The 12,639-nt window shown below is 68.1% G+C and carries 10 protein-coding genes; 4 read left to right on the top strand and 6 right to left on the bottom strand.

Features of this window, described 5'->3' with window-relative positions:
- Window positions 1-167: 167 nt before the first annotated feature.
- Complete coding sequence (locus G3I17_RS36250; protein ID WP_203591248.1) at window positions 168-1,373, top strand: DUF418 domain-containing protein; 1,206 nt, start codon at window positions 168-170, stop codon at window positions 1,371-1,373.
- 89 nt (window positions 1,374-1,462) lie between these two features.
- Window positions 1,463-2,086, top strand: coding sequence for a GNAT family N-acetyltransferase (locus G3I17_RS36245; RefSeq protein ID WP_164603323.1), 624 nt, complete (start codon window positions 1,463-1,465; stop codon window positions 2,084-2,086).
- 176 nt (window positions 2,087-2,262) lie between these two features.
- On the opposite strand, the gene G3I17_RS36240 is transcribed toward G3I17_RS36245, so the two are convergent.
- Window positions 2,263-3,234: a helix-turn-helix domain-containing protein gene (locus tag G3I17_RS36240; RefSeq protein WP_164603321.1), complete on the bottom strand. Its 972-nt coding sequence runs from the start codon at window positions 3,232-3,234 to the stop codon at window positions 2,263-2,265.
- A gap of 52 nt (window positions 3,235-3,286) precedes the next feature.
- Between G3I17_RS36240 and G3I17_RS36235 the strand changes: the two genes are divergently transcribed.
- Window positions 3,287-3,673, top strand: coding sequence for a cupin domain-containing protein (locus tag G3I17_RS36235; RefSeq protein WP_164603319.1), 387 nt, complete (start codon window positions 3,287-3,289; stop codon window positions 3,671-3,673).
- 173 nt (window positions 3,674-3,846) lie between these two features.
- Here the strand turns inward: G3I17_RS36235 and G3I17_RS36230 are convergent, their stop codons facing one another.
- The 3 genes from G3I17_RS36230 to G3I17_RS36220 form a co-directional block, all read right to left on the bottom strand.
- Window positions 3,847-4,542, bottom strand: coding sequence for a DsbA family protein (locus G3I17_RS36230; protein ID WP_164603318.1), 696 nt, complete (start codon window positions 4,540-4,542; stop codon window positions 3,847-3,849).
- A 194-nt stretch (window positions 4,543-4,736) separates the two neighbouring features.
- Window positions 4,737-5,174: a VOC family protein gene (locus tag G3I17_RS36225; RefSeq protein ID WP_164603316.1), complete on the bottom strand. Its 438-nt coding sequence runs from the start codon at window positions 5,172-5,174 to the stop codon at window positions 4,737-4,739.
- Window positions 5,171-5,725: a DinB family protein gene (locus G3I17_RS36220; protein ID WP_164603314.1), complete on the bottom strand. Its 555-nt coding sequence runs from the start codon at window positions 5,723-5,725 to the stop codon at window positions 5,171-5,173. The genes G3I17_RS36225 and G3I17_RS36220 overlap by 4 nt, the downstream gene beginning before the upstream one ends.
- Before the next feature lie 164 nt (window positions 5,726-5,889).
- On the opposite strand from G3I17_RS36220, the gene G3I17_RS36215 reads away from it, so the two are divergent.
- Window positions 5,890-7,602, top strand: coding sequence for an alpha/beta hydrolase (locus G3I17_RS36215; protein ID WP_164603312.1), 1,713 nt, complete (start codon window positions 5,890-5,892; stop codon window positions 7,600-7,602).
- A gap of 406 nt (window positions 7,603-8,008) precedes the next feature.
- Here G3I17_RS36215 and G3I17_RS36210 read toward each other — a convergent pair whose 3' ends face one another.
- On the bottom strand, window positions 8,009-9,622 hold the full coding sequence (locus tag G3I17_RS36210; protein ID WP_203591247.1) for a hypothetical protein: 1,614 nt from the start codon (window positions 9,620-9,622) through the stop codon (window positions 8,009-8,011).
- Window positions 9,623-9,840: 218 nt separating this feature from the next.
- Window positions 9,841-12,381 (bottom strand): tetratricopeptide repeat protein, encoded by a 2,541-nt coding sequence (locus G3I17_RS36205; protein WP_164603310.1) that lies wholly within the window; start codon window positions 12,379-12,381, stop codon window positions 9,841-9,843.
- Window positions 12,382-12,639 lie beyond the last annotated feature (258 nt).

Raw genomic sequence — 12,639 nt, 5'->3', positions numbered from 1 at the left:
GAGCATAGCCGACTTGTGACACTTTTTCTGCAGATCGGACGAGAAGTGTCACAAGTGGTGCTACCACCACCTCAGGAGTGGGTTCAGGCCACTGGGGCAGCGGCGGCCACCAGAGCAGGATCAGGGGTAACAGCTCAACCCCTCCACAGTTTTAAGGACGATCTCCCATGACGATGCTTCTGACTTCGGCGGACCACCGTGGCCCGGTCACCGGCGCCGAGCGCGCATTGGCGCCGGACCTGATCCGCGGCGGGATGCTGCTGCTGATCGGGCTGGCGAACGCCGCCAACTTCGCCTTCGCCGGCCAGCCCGGCCTGAACGGCAGCCCGCACGGCCTCGAGCGGATTCTCAACCTCCTCAAGATCACCCTGGTCGACGCCCGGGCCTACCCGGTCTTCGCGGTGATGTTCGGCTACGGCCTGGTCCAGCTCGCCCGGCGCCAGCGCAACTCGGGCACATCGCCGAGCGGCGTACGGAAGATCCTGCTGAAGCGGAACGCCTGGCTGGTCGCCTTCGGTCTCGCGCACGCCACCTTGCTGTACTTCGGCGACTTCCTCGGCGCCTACGGATTGGTCGGCATCATCTGCACGCTGGCGCTGCTCAACCGCGGTGACCGGTTCCACAAGATCATCCTGTGGATCTGGGGAGCGCAGCTCGGCTACGTGATCGTCGCGGCAGCTCTTGCCGTACTGGCCGCCGTCAACAGCTCCGGCCCGGCTCACTCGATGACGAACAGCCCGAACCCGTCGCTGGCCGCCACGAGCTACGGATCGAGCCTGGTGCACCGGCTGCAGGAGTACCCGATGCACACCGCGACCGTGCTCGGCTTCATCGTGATCGTCTGGCTCGGCATCTGGGCCGCTCGCAAGCAACTGCTGGAGAACCCCCAGGCCCACAAGGCGTTGCTGACCCGGGTCGCCGCGGTCTGCATGAGCGTCACCGTCCTTGGCGGCCTGCCGCAGGCCCTGGTCGCCGCCGGGTGGCTGCACGTCGACGAGGCCGCGGTCGACTCGATGAACTTCCTGCACAACATCAGCGGTCAGTTCGGTGGCCCCGGCTACATCGCGCTCTTCGCTCTGCTGGTCGGCAAGCTCACCGCGAACCGCCGCCCGGCCGAGCTGGGTGTCCCGGTCCAGGCGATCTCCGCCCTCGGCCAGCGGTCGATGTCGGGCTACCTGTTCCAGTCGGTCTGCTGGCTGATCCTGCTGGCGCCCTTCACGCTGAACCTGGGCAACCGGCTCGGCAGCACCGGCCTCACCGCCGCCGGCGCCGCAGTACTGGTCTGGACGATCTCGGTGATCGCCGCCTACCAGATGAAGAAGCACTCGTACCGCGGACCGGCCGAGACGCTGCTCCGTCGCCTGACCTACTGATCCTCTCCCCCGAGCCACCTCCGGCAGGTCACCTCCCCGACGGGTGTCCTGCCGGAGGTCTTCGTTCAGGGCTTTGAAAGGATGTCGGTATGAACCACGACGACTTCGGCGTACCGGAACCGGAAAGCCTGACCTCGATGGGCGCCGGGGAGCCGGCCGCCGATCCGATCGCCGAGTCGAGCGTGCGGCTCGCGCTGCCGGACGAGGCGAATGCGATCGGCGTGATCCAGGTGGCCGCTTGGCGCCGGGCGTACGCCGAACTGCTGCCGGCTCAGGTGCTCGCCGACCTCGATGCCGCGCAGTTCGCCGCGCAGTGGCGGGCCGCCCTGATCGCTCCGGGCGAGGCGCGTAACCGGGTGATGGTCGCGCTGGCCGGCCGGACACTGGTCGGATTCGCCGCGATCACCGCCTCCGACGACCCCGACGCCGACCCGCGCCACGACGCGCTGGTCGCCGAGCTCGCGATCGACCCCGAGTCAACCCGCGCCGGCCACGGCTCGCGACTGCTGAATGCCGTCGTCGACACGATCCGCGCCGACGGCTTCCGCCGGGTGACGGTCTGGATCAACTCGACGGACGACGTACTGCGCTCCTTCTACACCGACTCCGGCTGGGCTGCCGACGGCGCCCATCGCGAGCTTGACCTGTACGGCGACGGCACGGTGCGCGTGAAGCAGATCCGCCTGCACACGGACCCGGCAACCGACGAGTAGGTGTTAGCCCACCCGCACTCGCTCGCCGGGCCAGCGCATTGAGCCCACCCAACCACGAACCGGGCAACGGGTTGGCCGAGATGATCAGTTGACTGCCGGGTGATGAGTGCACACCTCGTGGTTCGGGCGGGCGCTACCCTCCGGCCCGACGTGCGAGCACGGGTGGGGCCAATTCATCACCCGCCAGTGTTGAGAGCAAACCTGCGTCGGTAATCGCTCGGCGTCAGGCCGGTACGCCGTCTGAGCTGAATGCGCAGGTTTGTCGCCGTACCGAGGCCGCATTGGCGGGCGACTGCGTCCAGGCGGATCTCGCCGGCTTCGAGTAGGCGGCAGGCGAGCGCTACTCGCTCGGCGGTTAGCCAGGCGAGGGGCGTCGTACCGAGTTCTGCCTGGAAGTGGCGATGGAGAGTCGCCTGGCTCATGGCGGCATGCGCTGCGATGTCGGCGATGGTCAGGGGGCTGGCGAGTTCCTCGCGGATCCAGCCGAGCAGCGGGGCCAGCGAGGTGTCTGCCACGGGTGGTACCGGCTGGTCGATGAACTGGCGTTGGCCGCCGTCGCGATGCGCGGTGTAGACGAGTCGGCGGCTGACCGCGTTCGCGATCTCGGCGCCGTGGTCGCGGCGGATCAGGTGCAGGCCGAGGTCGAGCGCCGCCGCGCTGCCGGCCGCCGTCAGAACGTCGCCTTCGTCAACGAACAGGACATCCGGCTCGAGTTTCACCTCGGGATACATGACAGCGAACAGGCCGGCCCAGCGCCAGTGCGTCGTCGCGCGGCGGCCGTCGAGCACGCCGGCCGCCGCCAGGGTGAACGCGCCAGTACAGAAGCTGACCATCCTGGCCCCGCGCGCGGCAGCCCGTCGTACGGCGTCCAGCACCTCGGGTGAAGGCGGCGTCTCGGGGTCCGGGCGGTTCGGGACGATCACCGTATCCGCGTCGTCGATCCGGTCGAGGCCGGCGACTCCGGTCAGGGTGAAGAAGCCGCTGTGCATACGGACGGTCGGTTGCGGAGTACAGAGGACCAGGTTGTACCAGTCGCGATCCAACTCCGGGCGGCGGAGGCCGAAGAGCTCGGTGGCGACGCCGAGCTCGAACGGGTTGGAGCCCTCGTCGACGATCACCGCGACGCGGTGCGAGGATTGTTTCGACATATGCTATTCCTAGCACTCACGCGCTCCGAGCGCAGCCGGTCAGGATGGTTTCGTGACCAACGAACCGATCGACCTGCGCGCCGTCCTGACGACCTTCGACGACCTCTGGAGCCCGCGGATCGCCGCGCGGATCAACGACTACGACATCCGCCTGACGCACGTCAAGGGCTCCTACATCTGGCACGTGCACGACAGCACCGACGAACTCTTCCTGGTCCTCGAAGGCGAGCTCAGCATCGCCGTCCGCGACCCCGACGAGCGCTCCGTCTCCCTGCCCGCAGGCTCCCTCTTCGTCGTCCCGAAGGGCATCTACCACCGCCCGTACTCCGACGGCGGCGCCCAGATCCTCGTCATCGACCCCGCCAACACCCCCACCACCGGCGACACCCACGACCCACTCCCCACCCACATCAAAACCCACACCGGCATCACCCTCTAACGCGCCCACCTAACGCCCCTGGCATCCGAGCCGTTTGAGGGGTTGACCCCTAAGATGGCGGGTTGCCTCGCCGGATTCTGAAGGGGCAACCCACCATCTGACGGGTCAACCCCTGAGACGGCGGTTCGCCCGGGCGCGCCCGTGGAGGGAGGTTGGGTCCACGGGCTGGGAGGCTAGATGGCTTGGAGGGAGCCGGCGGCGCGGAGGAGCAGGGTCTCGTAGATGGATGGGTCGTCGGCCGTGGCAATCGGGAAACCGGTGCCGTATTCGCCGGTGTAGTGGACCTCGACTCCTGGGTTCGCCACGCTCGTACCGTCGGCGAGGAACAGGTGTGGGCTGCACTGGACGGTATCGGTCTGCGAGACGGCGAAGTCGGCCATCACCAGCTTGCGCGCACGACCGTCGTCCAACGCGGCCGCCAACTGATCAACGTCGACAACGGTCGTCTCCACCGCAACCTCCAGCAACACCGACCGCAGGCTGATGCACCGGCTCTCCACCCAGAACGCCTTGCGCAGCGCAAGATCCAGCGCCTCACTGGCCGCCAACCCTTGCTCCTTGGCCGCCTGCACAGCCTCGAGCGCAGGCAAGGTGGTCGTCGGATAGGTCCAGTCGGGCGCCTGCCACAGCTTCCACCCAGCCTCAGGATCAAGCCGCCCGATCGCCGCCACTTCCGAGTCCGTCCCCGGCCGCGGACTGCTGTGCCCGTTCAGCAACTCCAACGGAAACGCATGGTGATCGAACGCCACCACCCCCTCCAACCCCAGCCGGGCCCGCGCCTTTCGCAGCCGATGCACGGCCAGGTGAGCGAACGAGCACCACAGGTCGGAGTACACGACGATGGTCCCCGGAGCGACAGCAACAGTCATCAGTTTCCCCTTCAAAACAATGGAAAACCGACCATAACACATAATCGGACCACAGTCCGGTTAGGTTCACTCCCGCGCCTGCCGACTGGCTGCTCACCGCGTTGCCTGATGCCACACCGCGCAAGTACGCCGGCGGTCATGATCCCGATGACGCCGTCCAGCGAGAGATCTTCGCCGCGTTGCGCGACTGAGCCTCAGGCCACGCAGAACTCGTTGCCTTCGGGGTCCTGCATCACGAGGTGGAAGCCCTCGGGTTGGTCCACCGTCACGGCGATCGTGGCGCCCAGTGCCGACAGCCGCTCAGCCTCGGCCTCGATCCTTGCTCGGCGATCGGCTCCGTCGAGGCCTTGCGCCACCTTGACGTCGAGGTGCAGGCGGTTCTTGCCGGCCTTTGCTTCGGGCACCTGCAGGAAGAAGATGTCCGGGCGATCGCGCACCTTGTCGACCAGGGTGCGGGCGGTGGGGCGTTGGGCGACCGGGATCCCCTGGGCGTCGGCCCATTCGTCCCAGCTCGTGAAGCCGTCCGGTACGGGCATCGGAAAGTCGTAGCCGCCGAGCGCTTCCCTCCAGAAGCGGGCGACCCGGTCGGGGTCGGCGCAGTCGAAGACGATGTGCAGGTCGAAGGCGGTCATTTCGTCGTCAGCCCGGCTCGGTAGAGGTCGCGGAGAAGGCAGATCTCACCGCCGTGGTGCATGGTCTCGCGATTGAGGTGGCTGATCAACGCCAACATCGGGTCGTCTGCGTACGGCCCGCCCTTCGGCCCGAGGGGTTTGGCCAGGCCCGCGTCGTCGAGACTGCGGATCGCGTCGTGCCACTTCCCGTACCAGTGGTCCAGGAACGCCAGCCCGGCATCGGCGGTCACGGGGAGATCTGCAGGGCGGTGGCGTGGGTCCCACATAGGTGCGTCGATCGTTCCGTCGAAGAAGGCGCTGTAGCGAACGGCGAAGCAACCGACCGCGATGTGGACCAGTCGCCAGGCGATCGTCGGCACCGGTGGCGGCGACGGCTCGGGATCCTCGATGTCGAACACGACAGCGCCACTGGCATCCGGATGCACGGTCCAACTCGGCTGCACCGGCGCCCACTGATACTCGTCGTCGGTCAGCCCTTCCAGCCGCGGCCGCAGGTGGAAATCCCAGTAGTACTCCAACTGCCCGATCAGCAATTCACCAGAGTCACCCATGCCGCCGACCCTAGAACCAGCCACCGACAGAAACGCGGCGATACGCCTTGGACCCTTAGCATCCAGACGATCCCGCGCCGGGCCGGGGGTGGTGCTCGACGGCGTACCGCTGACATGACAGATTGCGACGGTCCGATCACGCTTGGCCATTCGTTGGAGGATGTATGAAGTTCCGTACCCTGGCCGCCGGCCTCGGTATCAGCGCTGCCGCTCTGCTCGCGATCCCGGGCTCCGGAGCGAGCGCCTCTCTCCCAGCCGGTACCGCGCAGGTGCAGAGCAGGCCCAACGACGTGGCCAATCGGTACCTGAAGCAGAAACCCGTCTGGAAGCAGTGCGGCGATCCGGAGTACCGGACGTTCTGCGCCAAGATCGCCGCGCCGCGCGACTGGTCGAACCAGTACGCCGGCAACGACATCGACCTCGCCATCAGCAAGGTCACCCCCACTGGCAAGACCAGGCCGAGCCGTGTCCTCTTCGGCAACCCCGGCGGTCCCGGTGGGGCAGGGCTGGGCATGGCGCCGTACCTGGCCAGTCAGTCCGGACTCGGCAATGATCACCTCTTCGTCGGCTTCGACCCGCGTGGCACCGGCGACAGTTCCAACGTCAGCTGCCAAGGCGCACCCGGCTTCACCATGGACGCGCGCGACCGCGACAGCGGCAACCTCGACCTGATCGCCGCGGCGGGTGAGCTGACCAGGCCGTACTGCGACGGCCAGTCGCGCGGCCTGCTCCCCTACGTCAACACCGCGCAGACCGTCCAGGACATCGACCTGATCCGCCAGCTGCTCGGCTACGACAAGATCGACTGGCTCGGGTACTCCGGCGGCACCTGGCTCGGCGCGTACTACCAGACCTATTTCCCGGCCCACGTCGGACGCTTCGTACTCGACTCGAACACCGACTTCACCAAGCCGTGGTCGGACACCTTCGTGGCCCAGCCGCAGGCCTTCGAGCGCCGCTTCCGCGAGGACTTCGCGACCTGGGCCGCCGAGCACGACGACCAGCTGAAACTCGGCTCTTCGCCACGCTTGGTGATCAGGACTTACGAGCGGCTCCGCCGGGAACTGAAAAAGCAGCCGGCCGTCGAAGAGTTCCTCGACGGCTCGATGAAGATCACCTACGACCAGAACGCGCTCGACCAGCTCATCGCCGCGGATATGTATACAAAGATGGATTTCCAGTCACTGGCACTGGATCTCGCCTTTTTCCGTGAACTGACCGCCGCGCAGCTCAAGGGTGGACCGAAGGCCGCCCAACGCAAGGTCGACGCGTTGCCGCTGGCTCGCCAGCAGGAGCTCGTCCGTCGCGCGAGCCGGGGTCCGGTCGGACTGCCGCCGGCGGGCCAGGCCTTCGCCGACGACGCGGAGAACGCAACCTTCACCGCGGTCACCTGCAACGACACCCCCTGGCCGCAAGGCCGCGAGTACGGCGACCAACTCGCCGCCGAGCTCGGCCCGAAGTACCCGCTGCTCGGTTGGGGCATGAACGAGAACCCCTGCTTCTACTGGGATCGCTCAGCTCCCGAGATGCCGACGCCGACCGGCAAAGGCTTGCCGACGACGTTGATGGTGCAGTCCGTGCACGACCCCGCCACCAACTTCTCGCTGGCCGCCTCGGCCCACCACCGGTACGCCGGATCGCGGCTGCTGACCGTCACGGGCGAGGGCGACCACGGCATCTACGGCGGTGTGAACAAGTGCGCGGACAAGCTCGTCAACACCTTCCTCACCACCGGGGTGGCGCCGGCCGAGGACCTCAGCTGCAAGGGTGAGGGAATTCCGGCCCCGTCCGTTTCTCATTCTGACGGGGAGGGCGCGGGCGCACCGCTGTACCGGATCGCCGGATTCACCAAAGCAGTCTCGGGATATCTGCGCTAACCGGATTTACCAGCTCAATTAATCCGCTCGTTCCGGCCTTTTCGGGCACGGAAAGCAAACGCCTCGTCACGATCCGCAAGAACGTGACGAGGCGTTCGTTGTCACCCTGTGTTTGTCAGGGCGATGTCAGGGTTCCGTCCCTGTGCCACGCAGCGTGACCACGGGAACCTTGAGTCAGCGCGGGAGAACCGAGCATCGACTGGGAGGGCCGGTGCAAGGGTGACATCGCCGAACGTGGCTTCGGCCGGCTGCTGGGTGGGGGGACTGCCTGGGGGGTCAGACAGACGCAGCTGGCCGGGACCTCGTTCACCGATGGAGCATCCCGGCTCCCAGATCCCTCGCGAGGTACCTTCGATCCCCCAGGTCGTGGTGCCTCGCGAGGCTGTTTGGCGCCCAGTTCATAGCCTCAGCGGTGCCGGTCCACGTACTGCGCCTGATAGAGCGACGGCGGAAACAGCCCCGAGCGGTTCGCACCCTCGATGTAGCCGGCCGGCTGAGTGAACGGACCGTCACCGGTGACGACTCCCCGGCACCCGATCGCGTAGTTCTGCGCCGTCGGCGGCTTCTGGACGACGAGCTTGGCGGTGCCCGTGTCGCAGTTCCACCCGACCGAGTGCGAGGTCGCCCAGCCGTGCCCGGTGCCGTAGTCGCCGCGGTTGTAGATCCCCAGGGTCAGATCGACCTGCGGCGCGATATCGCGGTAGTTGTCCCAGAGCAGCCCCTGGCTCCAGCGCCGGTGCCCCTCACTCGACGCGAGCGCGCCTTCCGACGTACCGCGCAGGAAGACGAGGCCCGAGGCGCTGCTGGCGCCGTTCGAGATGAAGGCGTGCCGGGCCTTGCTCGCGTGACAGTCCGCGAACAGCACCTGCTGCGAGAACGACTCGCAGTTGAAGTTGTAGCGCAGCCCGCCGGTGACGACCGAGGCAGGATCGAGAGCGCGGCAGTTCCGGACCGTCACCCGGGTCGCCTCCGTGGTCTCGACGCCCGCCTTCGCGAAGTGCAGGAAGGTGCTGTCCCGGACCCAGGCATCCTCGACCTGCCGGACCTTCACCCCGACCCAGGCGTGCGCCTCGTCGACATCCGGATCGCCCGCGAACTGGATGTCGATCCGCAGGCTCTCGACACCGACGCCGGTCACCAGGCCGGCTCGGTCCCAAACGTACAGGTAGGACTGCGAGCGATCCCGTCGCAGGTGCTCGAACAGCGGTACGTCGACGGTCACGGTGTTGCCGCGGATCGAGTCGATGTAGCGGTTGTAGGTGATCGGCTGACTGTCGACGGTCCAGCCGGCGTCCGTCGCCGTACCACCGTGGTCGACCGCGGTGAGCCAGGCCTCTGTGCACGGGTGGATCAGGATGATGTTGTCGCCCCGCCTGAGCGCACTCGCGTCGGCGACGTCGAACGATCGCGATCCGACCTGCACCCAGTCGCTGGTGATATCCGTCCGGGTGCCGGGGACCTGCCCCCTCCAACCGGTGCTGGTCCCGCCGCCGAGCACGATCACATCGCGCGAGACGGGCGTATTGCCGGTCGCCTGAATGATGGTGTTCCGCTTGGGGTCGGCACCGTCGCCAGAGCCACGCAGTACGACGCCGGACTGGTTCACCCGGAGCGTACCGGCGACCGGATAGTTGCCAGGGGCAAGCAGTAGCGCGCCACGGAAGCCACTGCGATCCGGCGCGCGTTGGCCGACCTCGTCGATCGCGGCCTGCAGGTGGGCGGTGTTGTCACCGTCGATCGGCTTGACGGTCTTCACCGTCCGCACGTGCGGGATCGGACTGTCGCCGTACTTGTAGCCGGCGTAGCTGAAGTCGGGGATCCGGTTCCCCTCGGCGTCGGCCGTGTAGACGAGCCGATACTTCGCGTCGTACCGGACTCGCTCCGACTGCCACAAACCGGTGGTGGACGCCTGCGGAGTCGCTCCCGACGCCTGGCCCATGCCGAGTGAGCCTAATGCGGCTCCCCCGACCACCGCTCCCCCGGCTCCGAGCAGAGTCCTCCTGCTGAACAAGTTCGTCATCGAACACCTTCCTGATGGGCGGATCAGGAGGCCTATCCTGCGATGTGGCAAGCCACTTGGCAAGCGCTTACCCACATTGCGGAACCGATTCCCGTCAGGCGGAACCGGACCGCCATCACACATCAACCTCCGCCGGCGGGCGCCCAACCGGCGTTGCGGAGCGTGGGAGTCAGCGGCCGGCGGTGGTCAGTGTGTGGTGGCGGTCCGGCTCCGCTTGATCAGAGACGGTTCGAGCGGTCCTGGGCGCTGCCGCCCGAGCCCGGGTAGCCATCGGCGACCGCCGCCAGCGGTGCCGCGCGACCGGCCGACCAAGCGGCCCGGAAGGCACGACGGTCGAGGGTCTGCTCGATCGACCGCCGGGTGGCGAGCTGGTCGGGCTTCTCGACCTCGGGCACCGGCGCACCGATGACCTCGCGGATGCCGTCGGCCGCACCGATCAGGAAGGCGGCGTACTCCATCCGGTTGCGCTGTTGAGCCACCGTGGCCAGCTCCTCCAGCACGCTCGCCGACCGCCAGCGGTCACCGAGATCGCGATGCTCCGCGAGGCTCTCGTCGAGCAGGTGCACCGCACGGTCGGTGAAGCCCCGGCGCCGCTCGACGATGCCCAGCTGGTTGAGCGACCAGGCGACACCTTCGCGATACCCGAGCCGCTGCGACAGCGCCAGGCTCTCGAGCAGCAGATCCTCGGCCTCGGTGAGCTCACCGCTGTACTGCGCAATCGTGCCCAGGCTGATCAGCGACCAGGCCAGTCCTTCGCCATCACCGAGCACCCGGAAGCTGTCGCGAGCCCGGCGGCACCGGCGCGCCCCGATCTCGAGATCCCCGCGCAGCCAGGCGACGAACCCGAGGTGGTTGTGCGCCCAGGACATCCCCGACCGATCGCCGAGGCTCTCGAACAGGTCGTAGCTCTGGCAGTGCAGGTTCTCCGCGGTCACATAGTCGCCGCGCTCGCGGGCCACTCCCCCGAGTCGCTGCATGACCAGGGCAGTACCGGCGGTGTCGTCGAGTGCCTTGTACTGCGTGAGCGCCGACTCCAGTCGCGTCGTGGCGACCTCGTACTCGCATTGCAGGAAGGCCAGCATCCCCGCACCCAGCGCCGCCTTCGCCTGGTACCGCGGCTCGACGACCTCCATGCCGGTCACGGCACGCTCGAGCCACTCGCTGCCCTCGGCGTAGTGGCCGCGCAGGTAGCAGAACAACCACAGTCCACCTGCGAGGCGAACGGGTTCGCCCGCAGTACCGGATCGTAGTGACCACGTCATCGCGGCGCGGAGATTGTCGAGCTCGCCGTCGAGCCGATCGAGCCAGTCGGCCTGGTTGGCGCCGCGCAGGTGCCCCTCGGCCTCCTCGGCGAGCGAGATGTAGAAGGCGGCGTGGTGCCGCGCGATCTCCTCTGTACGACCGGAGGCAGCGAGCTGGCCGGCGGCGAACTCGCGGATCACGGCGAGCATGTCGTACCGCGCGATGCCACGGTCGCGGCTGACCCGGATCAACGACTTGTCCACGAGCCGGCTGGTGAGGTCGAGCGCCACTGCTCGCTCCAGCGGTCCCGGGACGACCGTGCCGGAGAGCACCGCCGCCGCTGCGTTCAACGTCCAGCCGCCGACGAACACCGACAGCAGCGCGAACAGTTCGCGCTCCGGCGGGGTCAGCAGGTCATGGCTCCACTCGATCGCGCCGTACAGGGACTGCTGCCGCGGACCCGCGCTACTCGTGCCACCGGCCAGGATGCCGAAGGAGGTCTCCAGCTCGGCGGCCAGCTCCTCGACGGTCAGCACGTTCGTGCGAGCGGCAGCTAGCTCGATCGCGAGCGGCATACCTTCGAGCCGGCGGACGACGCGGGCCACCTGCTCGCGTTGCTCGACGGGCTGGTGACCACGCGCGGTGGCCCGGTCGACGAAGAGCTTCACGGCGGGCGAGGTGTCGAGCTCGTCGTTCGTCTCCGGCAGTGCGAGCGGCTGCACGACGTACACGCTCTCGCCGGCGATCCGCAGGAGCTCGCGGCTGGAGGCGAGGATGGAGAGGTTCGGGCAGTACTCCAGCAGCGCGGAGCAGATCGTCGCGGTATCGGCGACGACGTGTTCGCAGTTGTCGAGCACGAGCAGCACGTTGCGCCGGCCGATCTGCCGGCCGATCTCCTGGATCAGGCGGGCTCCGTCGAGCGGGTGCAGTCCGGTCGATGCGGCCACCGCCGAGGCGACCGCAGCCGGATCCGAGACCGGAGCGAGCGGCACCCAGCAGACGCCGTCTTCGAAGCGATGGGCGACCTCGGCGGCGACGGCGAGCGCAAGGCGGGTCTTGCCTACGCCGCCCGGACCGCTCAACGTCATCAGCCTGGTGCTCCGCTCGCCGACCAGTCGGCCGACCTCGGCCAGCTCGTCCGTGCGGCCGATCAACTCGTCCGCAGGGGCCGGCGTCGCGCGCATCGTCGACGACCGGGGACCGGCGTTGTCGTCGCGGCGGGCAGCGGCAGTGAGCTGGGCGCGATCGGGGGCGCCGAGCCGGAGCGCGTCTCCCAGCAGGCGAAGCGTGTGCGGTCTGGGCGCTCGGCGGCGACCTCGCTCGAGCGCCGCGATCGCGTCGACGCTCAGTCCGGCGAGCTCCGCCAGTCCCTCCTGCGACAATCCGGCGTCTCGCCGGTGCCGGCGCAGCAGATCACCGAAACCCGTTGCCTGGGCGTCGTCCGAACCGCGGCGAGCCCCATCTGAAGGCAAAGGACGGCCCACCCAGTCTCCGACCTCGTCCGTGGCGGTCGCCACGCACCCCCTGAAGGTATCCCGATCCACACCGCGTTGTCAGGCCACACTGTGCCGTTGCCAGCCAACTCACAGGAAACTCACGGCTACCCCTCGGTAGGGATGCACCCCGGCCTGCCCGCCCGCCCTCGGCACGTCTCAGGGGTTAACCCCTGAGACGGTGCGCGGTGGGTTGGGGCCGCTGGCGTTGTGGTTCGCGATCGCCGTGCGCATCGAGGCGCGTGCTCGCTTACGGTCACCTGCCGCGTCGTACGCGGTCGA

It is taken from the genome of Streptomyces sp. SID13031 (assembly GCF_010548305.1).
Taxonomy (GTDB): Bacteria; Actinomycetota; Actinomycetes; order Propionibacteriales; family Kribbellaceae; genus Kribbella.
The sequence above is the reverse complement of the archived record's forward strand: the minus strand, read 5'-3'. Positions and strand labels throughout refer to the sequence as shown.

Coding starts and splice junctions, on each gene's coding strand:
- G3I17_RS36250 (WP_203591248.1), top strand. CDS start 168: ATGACGATGCTTCTGACTTCGGCGGACCACCGTGGCCCGGTCACCGGC.
- G3I17_RS36245 (WP_164603323.1), top strand. CDS start 1,463: ATGAACCACGACGACTTCGGCGTACCGGAACCGGAAAGCCTGACCTCG.
- G3I17_RS36240 (WP_164603321.1), bottom strand. CDS start 3,234: ATGTCGAAACAATCCTCGCACCGCGTCGCGGTGATCGTCGACGAGGGC.
- G3I17_RS36230 (WP_164603318.1), bottom strand. CDS start 4,542: ATGACTGTTGCTGTCGCTCCGGGGACCATCGTCGTGTACTCCGACCTG.
- G3I17_RS36225 (WP_164603316.1), bottom strand. CDS start 5,174: ATGACCGCCTTCGACCTGCACATCGTCTTCGACTGCGCCGACCCCGAC.
- G3I17_RS36220 (WP_164603314.1), bottom strand. CDS start 5,725: ATGGGTGACTCTGGTGAATTGCTGATCGGGCAGTTGGAGTACTACTGG.
- G3I17_RS36215 (WP_164603312.1), top strand. CDS start 5,890: ATGAAGTTCCGTACCCTGGCCGCCGGCCTCGGTATCAGCGCTGCCGCT.
- G3I17_RS36210 (WP_203591247.1), bottom strand. CDS start 9,622: ATGACGAACTTGTTCAGCAGGAGGACTCTGCTCGGAGCCGGGGGAGCG.